Origin of the sequence: Methylomonas sp. ZR1 (genome assembly GCF_013141865.1) — a bacterium.
Taxonomy (GTDB): Bacteria; Pseudomonadota; Gammaproteobacteria; order Methylococcales; family Methylomonadaceae; genus Methylomonas.
This window is the reverse complement of sequence record NZ_RCST01000001.1, coordinates 457,695-478,337: the sequence shown is the minus strand read 5'-3', so window position 1 is coordinate 478,337 and position 20,643 is coordinate 457,695. Positions and strand designations below refer to the sequence as shown.

General features: G+C 49.2%; 15 protein-coding genes, 2 tRNA genes and 3 rRNA genes. 9 read left to right on the top strand and 11 right to left on the bottom strand.

Features of this window, described 5'->3' with window-relative positions; all coding sequences use genetic code 11:
• Positions 1-9 precede the first annotated feature (9 nt).
• Entirely contained in the window at positions 10-228 is a 219-nt protein-coding gene (gene infA / locus DDY07_RS02170) for a translation initiation factor IF-1 (RefSeq protein ID WP_013819653.1), read from the top strand.
• 34 nt (positions 229-262) lie between these two features.
• Here infA and clpA read toward each other — a convergent pair whose 3' ends face one another.
• Both clpA and clpS read right to left on the bottom strand, forming a co-directional pair.
• Positions 263-2,539: an ATP-dependent Clp protease ATP-binding subunit ClpA gene (gene clpA, locus DDY07_RS02165; RefSeq protein WP_033157262.1), complete on the bottom strand. Its 2,277-nt coding sequence runs from the start codon at positions 2,537-2,539 to the stop codon at positions 263-265.
• 9 nt (positions 2,540-2,548) lie between these two features.
• Positions 2,549-2,872, bottom strand: coding sequence for an ATP-dependent Clp protease adapter ClpS (gene clpS, locus DDY07_RS02160; RefSeq protein WP_171694634.1), 324 nt, complete (start codon positions 2,870-2,872; stop codon positions 2,549-2,551).
• 125 nt (positions 2,873-2,997) lie between these two features.
• Between clpS and DDY07_RS02155 the strand changes: the two genes are divergently transcribed.
• From DDY07_RS02155 to mtaB, 7 genes are all read left to right on the top strand, one after another.
• Positions 2,998-3,453 (top strand): NUDIX hydrolase, encoded by a 456-nt coding sequence (locus DDY07_RS02155; protein ID WP_171694633.1) that lies wholly within the window; start codon positions 2,998-3,000, stop codon positions 3,451-3,453.
• On the top strand, positions 3,450-4,547 hold the full coding sequence (gene mnmA / locus DDY07_RS02150) for a tRNA 2-thiouridine(34) synthase MnmA (RefSeq protein WP_171694632.1): 1,098 nt from the start codon (positions 3,450-3,452) through the stop codon (positions 4,545-4,547). Before DDY07_RS02155 ends, mnmA begins: the two co-directional genes overlap by 4 nt.
• Positions 4,537-5,835 carry an AAA family ATPase gene (locus DDY07_RS02145; RefSeq protein WP_171694631.1) on the top strand — a complete coding sequence of 433 codons (1,299 nt, stop codon included), beginning with the start codon at positions 4,537-4,539 and terminating at the stop codon, positions 5,833-5,835. The genes mnmA and DDY07_RS02145 overlap by 11 nt, the downstream gene beginning before the upstream one ends.
• A gap of 2 nt (positions 5,836-5,837) precedes the next feature.
• Entirely contained in the window at positions 5,838-6,530 is a 693-nt protein-coding gene (locus DDY07_RS02140) for an HNH endonuclease (protein WP_171694630.1), read from the top strand.
• A 48-nt stretch (positions 6,531-6,578) separates the two neighbouring features.
• Entirely contained in the window at positions 6,579-7,946 is a 1,368-nt protein-coding gene (purB, locus tag DDY07_RS02135; protein WP_171694629.1) for an adenylosuccinate lyase, read from the top strand.
• Between the two features lie 20 nt (positions 7,947-7,966).
• Positions 7,967-9,196 carry a nucleoside recognition domain-containing protein gene (locus DDY07_RS02130; RefSeq protein WP_171694628.1) on the top strand — a complete coding sequence of 410 codons (1,230 nt, stop codon included), beginning with the start codon at positions 7,967-7,969 and terminating at the stop codon, positions 9,194-9,196.
• 62 nt (positions 9,197-9,258) lie between these two features.
• Positions 9,259-10,545: a tRNA (N(6)-L-threonylcarbamoyladenosine(37)-C(2))-methylthiotransferase MtaB gene (gene mtaB / locus DDY07_RS02125; protein ID WP_171694627.1), complete on the top strand. Its 1,287-nt coding sequence runs from the start codon at positions 9,259-9,261 to the stop codon at positions 10,543-10,545.
• 66 nt (positions 10,546-10,611) lie between these two features.
• Here the strand turns inward: mtaB and DDY07_RS02120 are convergent, their stop codons facing one another.
• Positions 10,612-11,394 carry a VacJ family lipoprotein gene (locus tag DDY07_RS02120; protein WP_171694626.1) on the bottom strand — a complete coding sequence of 261 codons (783 nt, stop codon included), beginning with the start codon at positions 11,392-11,394 and terminating at the stop codon, positions 10,612-10,614.
• Positions 11,395-11,484: 90 nt separating this feature from the next.
• Between DDY07_RS02120 and rnt the strand changes: the two genes are divergently transcribed.
• Positions 11,485-12,111 carry a ribonuclease T gene (gene rnt / locus DDY07_RS02115; protein ID WP_171694625.1) on the top strand — a complete coding sequence of 209 codons (627 nt, stop codon included), beginning with the start codon at positions 11,485-11,487 and terminating at the stop codon, positions 12,109-12,111.
• Between the two features lie 121 nt (positions 12,112-12,232).
• Here rnt and grxD read toward each other — a convergent pair whose 3' ends face one another.
• The 8 genes from grxD to gmd all read right to left on the bottom strand — a co-directional run bounded on the left by grxD (position 12,233) and on the right by gmd (position 20,638).
• Positions 12,233-12,553 carry a Grx4 family monothiol glutaredoxin gene (grxD, locus tag DDY07_RS02110; RefSeq protein ID WP_171694624.1) on the bottom strand — a complete coding sequence of 107 codons (321 nt, stop codon included), beginning with the start codon at positions 12,551-12,553 and terminating at the stop codon, positions 12,233-12,235.
• 132 nt (positions 12,554-12,685) lie between these two features.
• Positions 12,686-12,801 (bottom strand): 5S ribosomal RNA (rrf, locus tag DDY07_RS02105).
• A gap of 197 nt (positions 12,802-12,998) precedes the next feature.
• Positions 12,999-15,893 (bottom strand): 23S ribosomal RNA (locus DDY07_RS02100).
• A 322-nt stretch (positions 15,894-16,215) separates the two neighbouring features.
• Positions 16,216-16,291 (bottom strand) — tRNA-Ala (locus DDY07_RS02095).
• Between the two features lie 116 nt (positions 16,292-16,407).
• Positions 16,408-16,484 (bottom strand) — tRNA-Ile (locus DDY07_RS02090).
• Positions 16,485-16,544: 60 nt separating this feature from the next.
• A 16S ribosomal RNA gene (locus DDY07_RS02085) occupies positions 16,545-18,078 on the bottom strand.
• Together the 16S, 23S and 5S rRNA genes with 2 tRNA genes alongside form the textbook arrangement of a ribosomal RNA operon.
• 459 nt (positions 18,079-18,537) lie before the next feature.
• Positions 18,538-19,512 (bottom strand): GDP-L-fucose synthase, encoded by a 975-nt coding sequence (locus DDY07_RS02080; RefSeq protein ID WP_171694623.1) that lies wholly within the window; start codon positions 19,510-19,512, stop codon positions 18,538-18,540.
• Between the two features lie 4 nt (positions 19,513-19,516).
• Complete coding sequence (gmd, locus tag DDY07_RS02075) at positions 19,517-20,638, bottom strand: GDP-mannose 4,6-dehydratase (protein WP_171694622.1); 1,122 nt, start codon at positions 20,636-20,638, stop codon at positions 19,517-19,519.
• Positions 20,639-20,643: the final 5 nt, after the last annotated feature.

Genomic DNA, 20,643 nt, shown 5'->3' with positions numbered 1-20,643 from the left:
GCTTTGACTATGGCAAAAGAAGATCAGATTGAAATGGATGGCAAGGTTATCGATACCCTGCCCAACACTATGTTTCGCGTCGAATTGGAAAATGGTCACATCGTTACCGCCCACATCTCCGGCAAAATGCGCAAACACTACATCCGCATCCTGACTGGCGATAAAGTCCGCGTAGAAATGACACCTTACGACTTGACCAAAGGCCGCATTACTTTCCGCAATCGCTAACCCGTCTTTCGGGAAAGCGATTGCTTCCCTCGTTTTATACTACTTGATTCAATTCCGAAACGATTAGTTGTTTGCTCTCGATGGCAAAAGCCAACGCATCGTTCTCGACATGCACTCGCACGTGACCGCCATTCGCTAAACGACCGAACAATAAATCTTCTGCCAGCGGTTTTTTGATCTTTTCCTGAATCAATCGCGCCATTGGCCGCGCACCCATTTTTGGATCGCAACCATGTTCGGCCAGCCACGCTCTCGCCGCAGGCTCTAAAGTCAATGTGACATTTTTGTCCGCCAATATGGCTTCCAGCTCGAAAATAAACTTATCGACCACACTGCCCACCACCGCCAAATCCAGCGGTTTGAATTGCACAATCGCGTCTAAACGGTTTCTAAATTCCGGCGAAAAACCGCGCTCGATCACTTTCATACTATCGGAAGCATGATTTTGCTGGGTAAAGCCGATAGATGCCCGGCTGCTTTCCTCCGCACCGGCGTTGGTGGTCATGATCAGGATGATGTTTCTGAAATCGGCTTTACGGCCGTTGTTGTCGGTCAGAGTACCGTGGTCCATCACCTGCAATAACAGATTGAACACATCCGGATGCGCCTTTTCCAACTCATCCAGCAACAACACGGCATGCGGATGCTTGGTCACCGCTTCGGTCAGTAATCCACCTTGATCAAAGCCGACATAACCCGGAGGCGCTCCTATCAGCCTCGATACTGTGTGCCGTTCCATGTATTCAGACATATCGAAACGAATCAACTCAATGCCCAATACTTTGGCTAGCTGCCGAGTCACTTCGGTTTTACCGACACCAGTAGGACCGGCAAACAGGAACGAACCGATCGTTTTAGTGGTATCGCGCAATCCGGCCCGCGATAGCTTAATTGCCGACGCCAGCTCTGAAATGGCTTCGTCTTGGCCAAACACCAGCATCTTCAGGTTTTTTTCCAAGCTCGACAATTTATCAATGTCGTTTGACGATACCGATTGTGCCGGAACCCTGGCAATTTTGGCGACGATTTCTTCTATCTCGGCAGTATCGATCAGATCCTTGCGATCAATACCGGCAAACAACCGCTGCCTGGCCCCGGCTTCGTCGATCACATCAATGGCTTTGTCAGGCAAATGCCTGTCTGTGATATAACGCGCTGATAATTCCACCGCCAGTCGCAATGCTTCTTGGGTGTATTTCAGGCCATGATGCTCTTCAAACCGCGACTTCAAGCCCTTCAAGATTAATACAGTATCTTCTATCGATGGCTCTATCACATCGATTTTCTGGAAGCGCCGAGCCAGAGCATGGTCTTTTTCGAAAATACCCCGATATTCTTGATAAGTAGTAGACCCAATACAACGCAATTGTCCGGATGCCAACACCGGTTTGATCAAGTTAGAGGCATCCATCACTCCACCGGAAGCGGAACCCGCACCAATAATGGTATGAATTTCGTCAATAAATAAAATCGAGTCCGGTTCTTTTTTGAGCTGGCTAATTAAAGCCTTCAGGCGTTTTTCAAAGTCGCCCCGATATTTGGTACCGGCAACCAGTGCGCCCATATCCAATGAATAAATGACACTATTCAACAAGATATCCGGCACTTGTTCTTCAACAATTCTTTTCGCCAAACCTTCGGCTATGGCAGTTTTACCGACCCCAGCCTCCCCTACCAATAGTGGATTATTTTTGCGGCGACGGCAAAGCACCTGTATCGTTCTTTCCACTTCCAGCTCGCGGCCAATTAAAGGATCTATGTTGCCTTTCAGGGCTTCTTCGTTCAAGTTGGTTGCGTATTTTTCCAATGGGCTGGACAAAGCTTCATTGCTACCGCGCTCGGATTCAGGCTCTTCGTTATTCTCTTTCCTGAACTGCTCGATTTTGGAAACCCCATGCGCCAGATAATTGACCACATCCAAACGAGTGATGTCTTGTTTATTCAACAGATAAACAGCGTGCGAATCCTGTTCGCTAAACAAGGCTACAAATAAGTTGGCTCCGGTGACTTCTTTTTTGTCGGAGGCCTGCACATGAAACACCGCACGCTGTAAAACCCGCTGAAAACCCAACGTGGGTTGAGTTTCGCGCTGGATACCTTCTGGAATCAATGAGATGGTTTCGTCTATAAACCGGGTTAATTCCGCCCGCAAGGCATTCACATTACAGCCACAAGCGATCAGAATCGGTATCGTCGTGACGTTGTCCAACAAGGCCAGCAATAAATGCTCGACCGTGATGAATTCGTGTCTTTTGGCATGAGCTCCGGTAAAAGCAGCATTCAATGTCACTTCAAGTTCTTTACTTAGCATGGTAAGCCCTCACGCCTCTTCCATCGTGCACATCAGCGGGTGATGGTGCTCGCGGGAATATTCATTAACAATATGTACTTTGGTCTCGGCAACGTCTTTAGTGTAGGTCCCACAAACGCCGACCCCCTGCGTATGCACCTGCAACATTACCTGTGTCGCTTTTTCTTCGCTCATGTTAAAAAAATCGGTCAATATTTCGACGACAAAATCCATCGGTGTAAAGTCGTCGTTCAGCAACATAACCTTATATAGCGGCGGCTTTTTCAGCTGCGGTTTGGCTTCCTGCAACGCAGTGTTACCGTCAATATCTTTTAAGGGTTCAAAATCGGACATAAGCTTTGGTACTGCGAATCATTGTGGCCTTAAAAATAGCGTTTTAAGTACTAAATTTCAATCTTTGCGCATATAAAAAACATTTCTAGTAAAATGCGCGCCTTTTACCGTTTTCTATCGACATCATGGTTTGGAAACCTCACGTCACGGTAGCCGCCGTGATCGAAAATGACGGCCGTTTTCTGTTGGTTGAAGAGACAACAACACGAGGCCTCGCGTTCAATCAACCCGCCGGTCATTTGGAAGAAGGTGAGGATTTGATCAGCGCCGTCAAACGCGAAGTTTGCGAGGAAACAGCTTGGCAATTTGAACCGGAGGCATTAATCGCCACACAACTATGGCGTAAAAATCCACATATGCCCAGTTTTGTTCGCTTCTGTTTTTCCGGCACGGTCAACAACCACAATCCAGAACAAGCTCTCGACGACGGCATTATCGACACTCACTGGCTAAGCCGCAATGAAATTTACGCAAAACGCCAACAATTGCGCAGTCCTTTGGTATTGACCACTGTGGACGAATACCTGAAAGGTCACCGCTATCCGCTCAGTATCCTTCAGTCATTTATCGATTTAGAATGAGCAAACACATCATCGTCGGCATGTCCGGCGGCGTCGATTCTTCCGTTACCGCTCTAGCCTTGCAAGAACAAGGCCATAAAGTCACCGGCTTGTTTATGAAAAATTGGGAGGAAGACGACGGCACCGAGTATTGCACCGCGATGCAAGATTTAGCTGATGCCCAGCAAGTTGCCGACAAACTGGGCATCGAATTAAAGACAGTCAACTTCGCCGCCGAATATTGGGACGATGTATTTGAAGTGTTTTTGTCGGAATTTAAAGCCGGCCGCACTCCCAATCCCGACATACTTTGTAACAAACACGTCAAATTCAAAGCGTTTTTGGATTACGCCATCGAAGACTTGGGCGCCGAATATATCGCTACCGGCCACTATGCCCGGGTTCGCGAACAACACGGCGAATTCCAGCTATTAAAAGGCCTGGATCCCAACAAAGAGCAAAGCTATTTTCTCTACGCGACGGGACAGAAAGCCCTATCTCGTACCCTGTTTCCAATAGGCCACCTGCACAAGCCGGAAATCCGTGCGATGGCGGATAGAGCCGGATTTGCCAACAGCCGCAAGAAAGACAGCACCGGCATTTGCTTCATCGGCGAACGCAAATTCAAGGAATTTCTGCAACGCTATTTGCCGCACCAACCTGGTGAAATGCGCACCCCGGAAGGGCAATATATCGGCAAACATCATGGGTTGATGTATTACACGCTGGGCCAACGCCAAGGTTTAGGGATTGGCGGCGTCAAGGACGCGCCGGACGAACCGTGGTTCGTACTGGAGAAAGACCTGGACAATAACGTACTGATTGTCGGCCAGGGCCACGACCACCCGTTGATGCTGCACAACACCCTGGAAGCCGGCCAACTGGACTGGTGCGGTAGCCAGCCTTTGACTGAAACCATTCGTTGCACCGCCAAGACCCGCTACCGTCAGCCCGACCAGGATTGCGTCGTCGAACCGCTGGATGGTGGCACCCGCGTTAAAGTCCGCTTCGACAAACAACAACGGGCGATCACGCCGGGGCAGTCGGTGGTGTTTTATCAGGGGGAAGTTTGTTTGGGTGGCGGGATTATTGAGGTTAAGTACAATGAAAATTAACAAATTAATACTGAATAATTTTCGTTGCTTTGAAAAATACGAAATCGATTTTTCTGACAGATTTACCTTGTTGATTGGTGATAATGGCAGCGGTAAAACAGCTATTTTAGATGCTTTAGCGATTGCAGTTAGCAAGTTTTTAGAGTCACCTGGAATCCATGAGCTTTTGAATCAAAATCAGCCAAAAATAACCAATGATGATATTCGCGATGTAAGGTTAATAATGGGACAAAATCCCATTAAAGAGAAAACAACATTCTCAAAATTAATTAGCGTTGAAGGATGCATTAACAATAAAAACATGACTTGGTCTGCATCTAAAGGCGGCTTATTAAGTAACACCACACCAGACTTATTAAATGCGTTCCCAAGAAACATAACAGATCCACTAACTTTATTGCCATTGATTTCCTACCAAAACACCGATCGTTTATGGGGCAAAAAAGAGCATTTCAATGTTGATACCGCTAGTCCCACAACAAGACTTTTTGGTTATCTAAATTGTTTAAGCAATACATCCAATATAAAACTGATTTTTAGCTGGTTTAAAACCCAAGAATTTGCCGCACTACAAAAAAACGAACGCCGCCATGTTTTAGAGGCCGTCCGCAACGCCATCGTTGAAATGATTCCCGGCGCCAAACATGCATGGTGGGATGTCGATTGGGACGAAATCCTGATCGAAACGGAAATTCAGGGCAAAGCTCAAACTATCCCCTTCCACCTGCTCAGCGACGGCTACCGCAACATGATAGGCATGGTCGCCGACATCGCCTACCGCATGGCGACGCTGAATCCACAACTGGAAGCCGATGTCATCAAGCAAACCGAAGGCATCGTGCTGATCGACGAAATCGATCTGCATTTGCATCCCAAATGGCAACGTGAAGTTGTTGGTCGTTTGTTGAATACTTTTCCAAAAGTGCAGTTCGTCGCCAGCAGCCATTCGCCGTTTATTATTCAGTCGCTGTACGGGCGGGACGATTGTTTATTGTGGGATTTGGAGAAAGCCCAGCCGATCACGATTGAAAGCGAAAGTATCGAAGATATTGCCGAAGATCAGCAGCATGTCGAAATTCCGCAAAAGAGCAAACGCTATCTGGACATGATGGAGGCTGCCGAAGCTTACTATCGAAAACTGCACGAAGCAAATAACGAATCGGATATGGAAGTCATGCAGTTACGCTCGAAATTGGACGAATTATCCATTCCTTTCAGTGACGATCCGGCATTCGCAGCACAATTAAAATTCGAACGCGATTCCGTATTAGCCTCAAAAGATAAATAACCATGCGTCCGGTTAATAAAGGAACAGACCTGGGCGAAATTAAACCCTATGAAAATGCTCAACAGCCGTTAATAAAACGACTCGGCGAATATTGTTCATATTGCGAACGCTGGATTGCCAGCGGTATTCATGTAGAGCATAAAAAACCAAAAAATGAATACCCGGAAACCAAATTCAGTTGGAATAATTTTTTGTTAGCCTGCGGCAATTGCAATTCAGGCAAAGGCCATGGCCAATTGAACCTTGACGATTATGTTTGGCCCGACAGCGACAATACCTTGCTAGCCTTTAGCTACGATGCGCAAGGCAGAGTATTATCGAATAAAATTCATGCCGAGCCTATCAACGGAAAAATCGAAAAGACCTGGTTGGCATTAGGCCTAAATAAACATCCTGATCGCCAGATTAATGGTCAACAAGTTCCAACAAACAAAGACAAACGATGGCTGCATCGGCAACAAGCTTGGCAAAATGCCGCGAAGCGAAAATCACAGCTGGCAGCCTTCGACACCGAGGAACGTAGAGCCGAAATTGTCGAAATGGCAACGCAACGAGGTTTCTGGTCTGTCTGGATGACTGTATTCCAGGACGATGCCGACATGCGCCACCGCTTGATCGAAGCTTTTCCCGGCACTAGCAGAAATTGTTTCGACGGCCGATTTCAACCCATTTCACGCCCCGGCGGCCAAATTTAAAACCACCGCCAACAGCTATCCCATTTCAGCTTTATTCAGGAAACGTACATGAGCCATTCAGAACTCACCGCCATCTCCCCCATCGACGGCCGCTACGCCGGCAAAGTCGACGCCTTGCGCCCTATTTTCAGCGAATACGGCTTGATCCGTTACCGGGTCGAAGTCGAAGTGCGCTGGTTGCAAGCTTTGGCCGCCGAAGCCAAGATTGTCGAAGTGCCGGCCTTGTCGGCCGAAGCGACCGCCGTGCTGAATAAAATCGTCAGCGATTTTTCCGAAGCCGACGCCCAAGCGGTCAAGGATATCGAGAAAACTACCAATCACGACGTCAAGGCTGTCGAGTATTTCCTGAAAGCGAAAATCAAGGACAATGCTGAGCTACGTGCGATCAACGAGTTCATCCACTTCGCCTGCACCTCTGAAGACATTAACAACCTGTCTTATGCGCTGATGTTGAAGGAAGGTCGTGGCCTGATGCTGGCGGAAATCACTGCGACGATTGCCGCGATCAAACAACTGGCGTTGGCTAGTACCGAACAACCAATGTTATCACGCACCCACGGCCAGTCGGCCACGCCAACCACGGTGGGTAAGGAGATGGCTAACGTCGTAGCGCGCATGCGGCGTCAACGCAGGCAATTGGCCGACGTTGAACTACTCGGCAAAATCAACGGCGCGGTCGGCAATTACAACGCGCACAACGTGGCCTATCCGGAAGTGGATTGGCCGCAATTCGCGCAAAACTTCGTCGAATCGCTGGGCCTAACTTTCAATCCTTACACCATCCAGATCGAGCCGCACGATTACATGGCGGAATTCTTCCACGCCCTGTCACGCTTCAACACCATTTTGCTGGACTTCGACCGCGACATTTGGGGTTACATCTCTCTGGGTTATTTCAAGCAAAAAACCGTGGCTGGCGAAGTCGGCTCCTCGACCATGCCGCACAAGGTCAACCCCATCGACTTCGAAAACTCCGAAGGCAACTTGGGGCTAGCCAATGCGATTTTCGGCTTTTTGGCCGACAAATTACCGGTCTCCCGTTGGCAGCGCGACCTGACCGATTCCACGGTATTGCGCAACATCGGCGTCGGCATCGCCCATACCAGCATCGCCATTCAATCGACCTTGAAAGGCATTTCCAAACTGGAACTCAACCCTGCCATGCTCGATCAAGACTTGGACCAAAACTGGGAAGTGCTGGCCGAACCGATTCAAACCGTGATGCGCCGCTACGGCATCGAAAAGCCTTACGAAAAATTGAAAGAACTGACCCGCGGCAATCGCGTCACCGGCGACGGCATGCGCGCCTTCGTCGAAAAGCTGGAAATTCCGGCCGAAGCCAAGGCCGAGTTGCTGAAATTGACCCCGCATAGCTACACCGGCTACGCAGCGGATTTGGCCAAGAAAATCGACTAACTAAAAGTAAGGCTGAATTTTTGCTCAATTTCATCTGGATATTCTTCTTCCTGGCCGCCTTCGCCACCGCCGCCTTCAAGCTGCTGGTGCTGGGCGACACGAAAGTTTTTTCCGAGTTGATGAATGCGATGTTCAGCCTGTCCAAGACCGCGTTCGAGATTTCGCTGGGCTTGAGCGGCGTGCTGGCCTTGTGGCTGGGCATCATGAAAGTCGGTGAACACAGCGGCTTCATCGATCTCTTGACCAAGGTATTGAATCCACTGTTCAGCCGGTTGATGCCGGAGATTCCCAAAGGTCATCCGGCGCAGGGGGCAATGGTGATGAACATCGCCGCCAATATGTTGGGGCTGGACAATGCCGCGACGCCGATGGGCATCAAGGCCATGCAGGAAATGCAAACCTTGAATCCGCATCCCGAGCGAGCCAGCGATGCGCAGATTTTGTTTCTGGTGATCAACACCTCGTCGGTAACGCTGTTTCCGGTGACGATCTTCGCTTACCGTGCCCAGCTCGGTGCAGCAAACCCGACCGACGTATTCATCCCGATATTGATCGCCACCTATATGTCGACGCTGACCGGCTTGCTGGCGGTCGCCGTAGTGCAGAAGATCAACCTATTGGATAAAGTGGTGCTGGCCTACTTGGGCGGCATCACCATGCTGGTCGGCGGCATTCTGGCTTATTTCGCCGGACTCGATCAGGCGGAAATGCTCAAGCAGTCGGCACTGGTCAGCCATGTGATTTTGTTCAGTTTGGTGATTTCATTCATCGCCGCAGCCGCTTACAAACGCCTGAATGCTTACGAACTGTTCGTGGATGGCGCCAAACAAGGTTTTCAAACCGCGACCACCATCATCCCGTACTTGGTGGCGATGCTGGTGGCTTTCGGCGTATTCCGGGCCAGCGGTGCGCTGGAATTGATCACCGACGGCGTAAGGCTACTGGTCAATGTTGCCGGCATCGACAACCGCTTCATTGACGGCTTGCCGACCGCGTTGATGAAGCCGTTCAGCGGCAGCGGCGCGCGGGCGATGATGATAGACACCATGCAGACGCACGGCGCCGATTCCTTCGCCGGCCGGCTGGCATCGGTGGTGCAAGGTAGTACCGAAACGACTTTTTATGTGTTGGCCGTGTATTTCGGTGCAGTCAACATCAAGCAGATTCGTCATGCCGCCACCTGCGGCATCATCGCCGACCTCGGCGGCATCGTGACCGCCATTTTGGTAACTTATTGGTTTTTTGGTTAACGCCTATTGTTTGAATTCGTTGGGTTACGTTTCACTAACCCAACCTACATTTTAGATATTTCATGCAGATACATTTAAAGACACTCGGCTGCCGCCTCAACGAAGCTGAACTGGAAACCTGGGCTCAAGCCTTTCAAGCTAAAGGCCACGGCATCACCCGTAACTTAAGCGACGCGCAATTGGTGATCATCAATTCCTGCGCGGTGACTCAGGACGCCGTGAAAAAATCCAAACAGATGATCCGCCGCATCCACCGCGATAATCCGCAAGCCAAGCTAGTGGTCAGCGGCTGCTATGCAACCTTGAATGAGGAAGAAGCCGCGCAATTAATGGGTGTGGACGTAATCGTCGGCAACCAGGATAAAAACCAACTGGTCGAAAAAACCCTGGCCGAACTGAATCTGGACAGCATGCCGGCGATGTCGACCGAACCTGGCGAAGTGTCCTTGTTCAGCCGCGGCCGACAACGGGCCTTCGTCAAAGTCCAAGACGGTTGCCGCTACCGCTGCACCTTTTGCATCGTCACAGTCGCCCGCGGGGAAGAGCGCAGCCGGCCAATTCAGGATGTAATAGACGAGATTAATACTCTGCACAACCAAGGCATCAACGAGGCAATCATCACCGGTGTACATTTGGGGGGATATGGCAGCGATATTTCCAGCAATCTGGTCGAATTAATTACAGAAATACTCAATAAAACCGCAATTCCACGCCTACGCCTAGGCTCGCTAGAACCTTGGGAATTACCCGAAGGTTTCTTCGAGCTTTTCAAAAACCCACGGCTAATGCCTCATTTGCATCTACCCTTGCAAAGTGGCAGCGACAGCGTGCTACGACGTATGGCCAGACGATGTAAAACAGAAGAATTCGGCCAAATCGTCAAATTAGCCCGAGCGGTAATTCCGCATTTCAATATCACGACCGACATTATCGTCGGCTTTCCGGGCGAAACCGAACAGGAATGGCAAGAAAGCTACGAATACGTCAAGAACTTGGGCTTTAGCCACATTCATATTTTTAGCTACTCGCCCCGAGAAGGCACCAAAGCGGCGGGTTTACCTGATCAAATTGATCAGAACACGAAGAAACAGCGTAGCAAGCAGTTGCATGATTTAGCTGACACCATGAAACAAACCTTTATTGCCGAAAACCTTGGCGAACGCGCCAATATTCTGTGGGAAGGCCAAAATGAACCGCAGAGTAACGGTAGTATTCGCTATTTTGGCTATACGCCGAATTATCTGCGGGTAGCTTGCGACGTGCCGCCGGAGCTAATATTGGAAAATAAGATGGCGATGGCGGAATTAATTAAAGCTGAACAGGATTTCGTACTTGTCAGTTTGATTTAATCCCACAAAAAAGCCGCAAAGCTTATCGCTTTACGGCTTTTTTGTATCCAAATAGATCAGTCCAAATTAATATGGATTCGGGTCGAGTGGTCCATGCCCGCCGCCTTGCATCTCTTCGAATTTCAATACATCTTCTTCAGGAACATTACCATCGTGAATCAAGTAATTACGCCTGGAAAGATAGGCATTTTTAAAAAACTCATAACGATCAAGCGCCGCCTCGCTGGCGACTTTTTCCATTCCCAGTAGATCTGAACGCGCGTCGATGACTTTCAATGCCCCCGGCCCAATTGAAACGGCCGCACCAATCCAATTCGGATTTATATAGATACCGGCATAAGTAAACGGATTCATCGCGGCATCGCCAACCAACCCGAACACGCCACGTGGCGAACTAGGTCCGAAAAACGGCAGGACCAAGTAAGGGCCGGTAGGTATTCCCCAATAGCCTAATGTTTGATCAAAATCTTCATTATGCTTCGGCAAATCGATCATCGTCCCAACATCTATAAGCCCGGCAACACCTACTGTGGTGTTCACCAAGAAACGCGCGCCGTCTTGGCCCGATTGCAGGAGTTTTCCTTGCAAAACATCGTTGGTACAAACACCTATGTCATCGACATTGCTGAAAAAATTAGTAACCGCTTGGTCCGCAAAATCGGGCATAACCCAATCGTAGCCTTTGGCAACCGGTTTCATGACATAATCGTCCACGCCGTCATTAAATGATTGCACGCCTCTGTTCCAGCCCTCCCAAGGATCTTTAGGATCGACACCGCGGGTCGTGGCACAACCGTTTAATACGGTCAGTAACCCTAAGATAACCCAACCTTTTTTCCGATCTTGCATAACTTCACCTCACCAATTGAATATTGTTTATACCTATCCAAAACTCACGTAACATAACGCACAACCGACTTTTTTAGCCCATCAAACTCAATGGAAATAAACCTAAATCCGTTAGGCAACCGTTTCAGAGGTTACCTTCCTGTTATTGTCGATATAGAGACCGCCGGCTTTAATTCAAAAAAAAATCCACTATTGGAAATTGCCGCCGTAATAGTCGAACCAGACACTGATGGATGGCTGCATGTCACCGAAAAACATCACTGCAATATCATTCCTTTCAAAAACTCAGAGCTGGACGACGCAGCGCTCAAATTTACCGGTATCGATCCATACCATCCTTTCCGCATGGCGATAGAAGAGAAGGATGCGCTTACCAAGCTGTTTACCCCTGTCAAAGCCGCTGTAAAACGTAACGAATGCAAGAGAGCCATTTTGGTTGGTCACAACCCAGCTTTCGATATCAATTTTTTGAACGCCGCTATTGAACGAACCAACTACAAACGAAGCCCGTTTCATCCATTCAGTAGTTTCGATACCGCCACACTCGGAGGGCTAATGTACGGCCAAACAGTTTTAGCAAAAATTGCTCAAGCTGCCGGAATTGTCTGGGATAACGAAAAAGCACATTCAGCGCTTTACGACGCCGAACAAACTGCCGAGTTGTTTTGTATGATTATCAACCGCTGGAAAAAATTAAGCGAGTACGAAGCGACGTAAATGTAGCCAATTAGCGACTTAGAACACATGCACCCAAACATATTGGCGAGAATGGCAGAAAGTCCATCGCAATACACGGTCGAATAGGCACGCTGCTGCTTAATTAATATACCTTTTTCGACTAAAGCTTGGAGCCAACGCTCGCCAGCATATTATTAAGCTCACCTTTATTAAAGAGATCGATGACGATGTCGCAGCCGCCGATTAATTCGCCGTTGATATACAGTTGGGGATAGGTAGGCCAGTGCGAGTATTCTTTTAAGGCTTCACGCACTTCAGGGTCTTCGAAGATATTGATGTGGGCATAATCCGCATTGCAAGCCTGCAAGACTTGCACCACCCGGCTGGAAAATCCACACTGAGGGAAGTCCGGGGTGCCTTTCATGTACAAGACCACAGGATGGCTGGCTAATTGGGCTTGGATTCTGTCTATTGCACTCATGCGTTTTCTCGTTAAACATTGATGAGAGGGGATTCTAACAACCCCGTCCGCAAAAGAGAAGAGAGCAGCAGTAGGGGTGATTGGGGGGTAAAAAAAAGCCCCGCTATGGCTAGCGGGGCTTTTGGTTTAAGAGCTTGGCGATGACCTACTTTCACATGGCAACCTGCCACACTATCATCGGCGCTAAGCGGTTTCACTTCCGAGTTCGGGATGGGATCGGGTGGTTCACGCTTGCTATGTTCACCAAGCAAACTGGTTTGGCTGCTTTTAGTCAGCCGTCATAAACAGGTTATAAGCTTTTGCTTTTAGGAAAAACCTTTGGGTGATGCGTTCGCATTTAACTTAGGTTGTTCCCCGTCCTGTTTTTCATGGAAATCTGTATCGAGTGTGTCGTTATCTTGCGTTTATCAGCGTGTCAGTGACACCCAAACGCATTGGGTGTTATATGGTCAAGCCTCACGGGCAATTAGTACACGTTAGCTACGCCCATTACTGGACTTCCACACCGTGCCTATCAACGTCGTAGTCTCCGACGGCCCTTCAGGGGACTTATAGTCCCAGTGAGATCTCATCTTGGGAGGGGCTTCCCGCTTAGATGCTTTCAGCGGTTATCCTGTCCGAACGTGGCTACCCGGCAATGCCATTGGCATGACAACCGGAACACCAGAGGTTCGTCCACTTCGGTCCTCTCGTACTAGAAGCAGCTTCCCTCAAATCTCAAACGCCCACGGCAGATAGGGACCGAACTGTCTCACGACGTTCTGAACCCAGCTCGCGTACCACTTTAAATGGCGAACAGCCATACCCTTGGGACCTGCTTCAGCCCCAGGATGTGATGAGCCGACATCGAGGTGCCAAACACCGCCGTCGATATGAACTCTTGGGCGGTATCAGCCTGTTATCCCCGGCGTACCTTTTATCCGTTGAGCGATGGCCCTTCCATACAGAACCACCGGATCACTAAGACCTACTTTCGTACCTGCTCGACTTGTCCGTCTCGCAGTCAAGCACCCTTATGCCTTTGCACTCATTGCCTGATTTCCGACCAGGCTGAGGGTACCTTCGTGCTCCTCCGTTACTCTTTAGGAGGAGACCGCCCCAGTCAAACTACCCACCAGACACTGTCCCTAATCCAGATAATGGATCGAGGTTAGAACTCCAAACATACCAGGGTGGTATTTCAAGGTTGGCTCCACGAGAACTGGCGTTCCCGCTTCAAAGCCTCCCACCTATCCTACACAAGTAGGTTCAAAGTCCAGTGTCAAGCTATAGTAAAGGTGCACGGGGTCTTTCCGTCTAGCCGCGGGTACACTGCATCTTCACAGCGATTTCAATTTCACTGAGTCCCAGGTGGAGACAGTGTGGCCATCGTTACGCCATTCGTGCAGGTCGGAACTTACCCGACAAGGAATTTCGCTACCTTAGGACCGTTATAGTTACGGCCGCCGTTTACTGGGGCTTCGATCAAGAGCTTCTCCGAAGATAACCCCATCAATTAACCTTCCAGCACCGGGCAGGCGTCACACCCTATACGTCCACTTTCGTGTTTGCAGAGTGCTATGTTTTTGCTAAACAGTCGCAGCCACCGATTTTTTGCAACCCCCTTCCGCTCCAGTCGCGAGGACCTTCACGTAATGAGGGCATACCTTCTCCCGAAGTTACGGTATCATTTTGCCTAGTTCCTTCACCTGGGTTCTCTCAAGCGCCTTAGAATTTTCATCCCACCCACCTGTGTCGGTTTAGGGTACGGCCACTAGTAACCTGAAGCTTAGAGGTTTTTCCTGGAAGCAGGGCATCTATCACTTCGCTGTTCTTTCGAACCGCTCGTCATCACGTCTCGGCATAGAGCACCCCGGATTTGCCTAAGATGCATGCCTACCTGCTTAAACGGCCACTTCCAACCGACCGCTGATATAGCCTTCTCCGTCACCCCATCGCAGTTACTACTGGTACAGGAATATTAACCTGTTTTCCATCGACTACGCTTTTCAGCCTCGCCTTAGGTGCCGACTAACCCTGCGTCGATTAACGTTGCGCAGGAAACCTTGGGTTTTCGGCGAGGGGGTTTTTCACCCCCTTTATCGTTACTTATGTCAGCATTCGCACTTCCGATACCTCCAGCCGACTTCTCAATCGACCTTCGCAGGCGTACGGAACGCTCCTCTACCACTCACACTTACGTGTAAATCCGTAGCTTCGGTACTATGCTTAGCCCCGGTAAATCTTCCGCGCAGACCGACTCGACCAGTGAGCTATTACGCTTTCTTTAAAGGATGGCTGCTTCTAAGCCAACCTCCTGGCTGTCTGTGCCTTTCCACATCGTTTCCCACTGAGCATAGATTTGGGGACCTTAGCTGACGGTCTGGGCTGTTTCCCTTTTCACGACGGACCTTATCACCCGCCGTGTGTCTCCCGTGCTGGCACTTGCTGGTATTCGGAGTTTGCATCGGGTTGGTAAGTCGGGATGACCCCCTAGCCGAAACAGTGCTCTACCCCCAGCAGTGATACACGAGGCGCTACCTAAATAGCTTTCGAGGAGAACCAGCTATCTCCGAGCTTGATTAGCCTTTCACTCCGATCCACAGCTCATCCCCGTCTTTTTCAACAGACGTGGGTTCGGCCCTCCAGTTAGTATTACCCAACCTTCAGCCTGGCCATGGATAGATCGCCCGGTTTCGGGTCTACACCTTGCGACTAAACGCCCTATTAAGACTCGCTTTCGCTACGCCTCCCCTATTCGGTTAAGCTTGCCACAAAATGTAAGTCGCTGACCCATTATACAAAAGGTACGCAGTCACCCCACGAAGGGGCTCCCACTGCTTGTACGCATACGGTTTCAGGTTCTATTTCACTCCGCTCTCCGCGGTTCTTTTCGCCTTTCCCTCACGGTACTAGTTCACTATCGGTCAGTAAGGAGTATTTAGCCTTGGAGGATGGTCCCCCCATATTCAGTCAAAGTTTCACGTGCTCCGACCTACTCGATTTCACTAGAAAAAGGTTTTCGTGTACGGGGCTATCACCCTGTATCGCCGGACTTTCCAGACCGTTCCACTAACCTTATCCTAGCTTAAGGGCTAGTCCCCGTTCGCTCGCCACTACTTAGGGAATCTCGGTTGATTTCTTTTCCTCCGGGTACTTAGATGTTTCAGTTCTCCGGGTTCGCTTCAGTGAGCTATGTATTCACTCAAAGATGACGCGCTTATGCACGCCGGGTTTCCCCATTCGGACATCTCTGGATCACAGCCGGTTTGCAGGCTCCCCAAAGCTTTTCGCATGCTACAACGTCCTTCATCGCCTCTTACTGCCTAGGCATTCACCGTATGCGCTTATTCACTTGACCATATAACCCGAATACGTCTGTACTTTGGCTATACTGTCAGCTGACATTTTCGCTGATTTTTTCTGCTTGAGAACGACATGCTGTTTGCTTTCCGCCTTTCCCTTTCGAGACAGACCTCATTCAAACCGCAACTCGTTTTAGTGTTGATCATTGCTGATCATTACTATAGTTACAGATTTCCATATTGTTAAAGAGCTATCGGTACGAGTACCAATGCTATAAAGTCTTTATCTGCTACCACCGAAAAACCCTATAGCGTTGATGTTCACCCACTATTTTTCTTACATTTGACGAACTGGTTAACCCTCAGCGTTCAGCATGATGGTGGAGCCAGGGAGGATCGAACTCCCGACCTCCTGCGTGCAAGGCAGGCGCTCTCCCAGCTGAGCTATGGCCCCTAAAGCAGACTAAAGCCAAGACTCAAGCCGAAACGTGACTAAGCACAGCGCCAGTTATTCTAACCAGGCGTGTGGTCTGATTGTGTTTCGCCTTATTGCTTTCGCCTTTTATGCGTTGGTGGGTCTGGGAGGAGTTGAACCTCCGACCTCACCCTTATCAGGGGTGCGCTCTAACCAACTGAGCTACAGACCCAGGTGCGTCTTTCAATCGAAATAATTTGTTGTGAGTACGTGTAACGGTGTGCCGTCTTTGTAAGGAGGTGATCCAGCCCCAGGTTCCCCTAGGGCTACCTTGTTACGACTTCACCCCAGTCATGAATCACAAAGTGGTAAGCGCCCTCCCGAAGGTTAAACTACCTACTTCTTTTGCAACCCACTCCCATGGTGTGACGGGCGGTGTGTACAAGGCCCGGGAACGTATTCACCGCGGCATTCTGATCCGCGATTACTAGCGATTCCGACTTCACGCAGTCGAGTTGCAGACTGCGATCCGGACTGGGACCGGCTTTTTGGGATTCGCTTACTCTCGCGAGTTCGCAGCCCTCTGTACCGGCCATTGTAGCACGTGTGTAGCCCTACCCATAAGGGCCATGATGACTTGACGTCGTCCCCACCTTCCTCCGGTTTATCACCGGCAGTCTCCCTAGAGTTCCCGGCATGACCCGCTGGCAACTAAGGATAAGGGTTGCGCTCGTTACGGGACTTAACCCAACATTTCACAACACGAGCTGACGACAGCCATGCAGCACCTGTCTCAGAGTTCCCGAAGGCACTCCGCTATCTCTAACAGATTCTCTGGATGTCAAGGGTAGGTAAGGTTCTTCGCGTTGCATCGAATTAAACCACATGCTCCACCGCTTGTGCGGGCCCCCGTCAATTCATTTGAGTTTTAGCCTTGCGGCCGTACTCCCCAGGCGGTCAACTTAATACGTTAGCTCCACTACTAAGTTCTTTAAGAACCCAACAGTTAGTTGACATCGTTTACGGCGTGGACTACCAGGGTATCTAATCCTGTTTGCTACCCACGCTTTCGTACCTCAGCGTCAGTTTTAGTCCAGGGAGCCGCCTTCGCCACTGGTGTTCCTTCAGATCTCTACGCATTTCACCGCTACACCTGAAATTCCACTCCCCTCTACTAAACTCTAGTTGCCCAGTATCAAATGCAGTTCCCAGGTTAAGCCCAGGGCTTTCACATCTGACTTAAACAACCGCCTACGCACGCTTTACGCCCAGTAATTCCGATTAACGCTTGCACCCTCCGTATTACCGCGGCTGCTGGCACGGAGTTAGCCGGTGCTTCTTGTATAGGTAATGTCAGTCTACCGGGTATTAACCGATAGGTATTCCTTCCTATTGAAAGTGCTTTACAACCCTCAGGCCTTCTTCACACACGCGGTATTGCTGGATCAGGCTTTCGCCCATTGTCCAATATTCCCCACTGCTGCCTCCCGTAGGAGTCTGGGCCGTGTCTCAGTCCCAGTGTGGCTGATCATCCTCTCAGACCAGCTACGGATCGTCGCCTTGGTAGGCCTTTACCCCACCAACTAGCTAATCCGACATAGGCTCATCTATTAGCGCCAGGCCCGAAGGTCCCCAGCTTTCCCCCGTAGGGCGTATGCGGTATTAGCGTGAGTTTCCCCACGTTGTCCCCCACTAATAGGCAGATTCCTATGCATTACTCACCCGTCCGCCACTCGTCAGCGCCCGAAGGCCTGCTACCGTTCGACTTGCATGTGTTAAGCATACCGCCAGCGTTCAATCTGAGCCATGATCAAACTCTTCAGTTTAATTTTAACTTGTCACTAAATAAGATTAGTGACCAATCTTGACTCGACTACAGAACATCTTTTCTTGCGAATTGACGTGGTGTCTGTGTCGACTATTTTTAAACAGCACATAGTCGCTACACATACCCACACAAATTATTTCGATTTCGTTTGTTAAAGAGCCAGAGCATTTCGCCCTGTTGAGCCGACATATTTTACAGCGTTTTCAGTGTTTGTCAAATTTATTTTTAAGTCGCTTCAAAAACCGAAACCAAAAAAACAAACCCGCCAATCAACAACCTCAAACCCGCCGAACTAAGCCGACCGCTTCACCACCAAAACTTAAAAGCCAGAGCAGTGAAGAGCCGCTCATTCTAATCACACAACATACTCGCGTCAAGAAATTATTTCTATTCGCGCAAACTTTCTTTTCCCTACTTGATAAACATGCCTCGCAGGCGCGTAGGGATTTGGGCAACACTATTCTGCTTTAAACTGGCCTTGATGCTCTAAAAACCAACGATAGGTAAGCTCCAGACCTGTTTTAAGCGGTATCTTTGGTTGCCACCCCAAAGACTTAAGCTTTGAGACATCCATCAGTTTTCGCGGAGTACCATCCGGCTTGGTACTGTCCCAGCTAATTTGCCCTTGAAAACCAACGACATCTTGGATGGTTTCAGCCAATTCACGCACCGTTACATCTTCACCAGTCCCAACATTTAAATGCGATAGCATGGGTTCAGTGCAAGATTGATATTGCTCTTTGTCCAAGGCCATCACGTGCAAACAAGCAGCAGCCATATCCTCGACGTGTAAAAACTCGCGCATAGCCTTACCGGTTCCCCACACACTGACAGTTGGAGAATTACCAAGCTTGGCATCATGAAACTTTCTGATTAATGCCGGGATAACATGGCTATTTTGCAAGTGAAAATTATCGTTTTCACCATACAAATTGGTCGGCATCACAGACCGATAATCTACGCCGTACTGCCGGTTATATGACTCACACAACTTAATCCCGGCAATCTTGGAAATTGCATACGGCTCATTGGTCGACTCTAAAACGCCTGTCAACAGCGCGCTTTCTCGCATCGGCTGCTCAGCGAATTTCGGATAGATACAAGAGCTACCCAAAAACAGCAGTTGCTTGCATCCAATCCGCCAAGCCTGATGAACCACATTGGCTTCCATCATCAGATTTTGATAGATAAATTCCGCCGGATATTCATTATTGGCATGAATGCCGCCAACCTTGGCCGCCGCGAGAATCACCTGATTCGGACGCTCTTGTTGCATAAAGTCCTGCACAGCGATTTGATCGGTCAAATCCAATTCAGCATGCGTACGCACTACAATGTTTTGATAACCCGCCTCAGTCAATTGCCGATAAATCGCCGAGCCTACCATACCTCTATGGCCCGCCAGATAAATCTTATCTTTCTTGTCTACCATGCTGTTACTCCCGGCTAACCGCCACGTTATAACCTTGTTCTTTCAGCAGAGCATGTTTTTGCGCTTGCTCAAGATCATAAGCCACCATTTCGGATACCATTTCTTGCAAAGTAATTTGCGGCACCCAACCCAATTTGTTCTTGGCATTAGTCGGATCGCCCAACAGCGTTTCCACTTCGGCAGGTCTAAAATAGCGCGGATCGATAGCGACGATGTTTTGTCCAACCGCCATACCAGGCGCTTTGTCACCGGTAATAGCATCGACATAACCTTTTTCTTCAACGCCCGCACCTTCCCAACGAATAGTCACACCCAATTCTTTAGCCGACATTTCGATAAATTGTCTCACCGAATACTGCACACCTGTAGCAATCACAAAATCTTCAGGCTGATCTTGCTGCAACATCATCCATTGCATCCGCACGTAGTCCTTCGCGTGCCCCCAGTCTCGTAGAGAATCCATATTGCCCATATATAGACATTTATCCAGACCAATTGCGATATTACTGAGGCCGCGAGTTATTTTGCGCGTCACAAAAGTTTCGCCTCGGCGCGGCGATTCGTGGTTGAACAAAATACCGTTACACGCATACATGCCATAAGCTTCACGATAATTAACGGTGATCCAATAGGCGTAGAGCTTGGCTACTGCATAAGGCGAACGGGGATAAAACGGCGTGGTTTCTCTCTGCGGAATTTCTTGGACCAGACCATACAACTCAGAAGTGGATGCCTGGTAAAAACGCGTAGTTTTCTCCATACCGAGGAAACGAATGGCTTCCAAAAGCCTTAATGTCCCCATACCGTCTACATCGGCCGTATATTCAGGAGACTCAAACGATACAGCAACATGGCTCATCGCGCCCAAGTTGTAGACTTCATCCGGACGAATTTCGCTAAGGATACGGGTGAGGTTCGAACTATCCGTCAAATCGCCGTAATGAAGAAAGAATTGGGGATCCTTAATATGTGGGTCTTGATAAATATGATCAACGCGTTCGGTATTAAATAATGACGACCGCCGTTTGATGCCATGCACTTCATAGCCTTTTTCCAACAGAAACTCGGCAAGATAGGATCCGTCTTGCCCGGTTATGCCTGTGATCAATGCTTTTTTTCTACTCATTTACA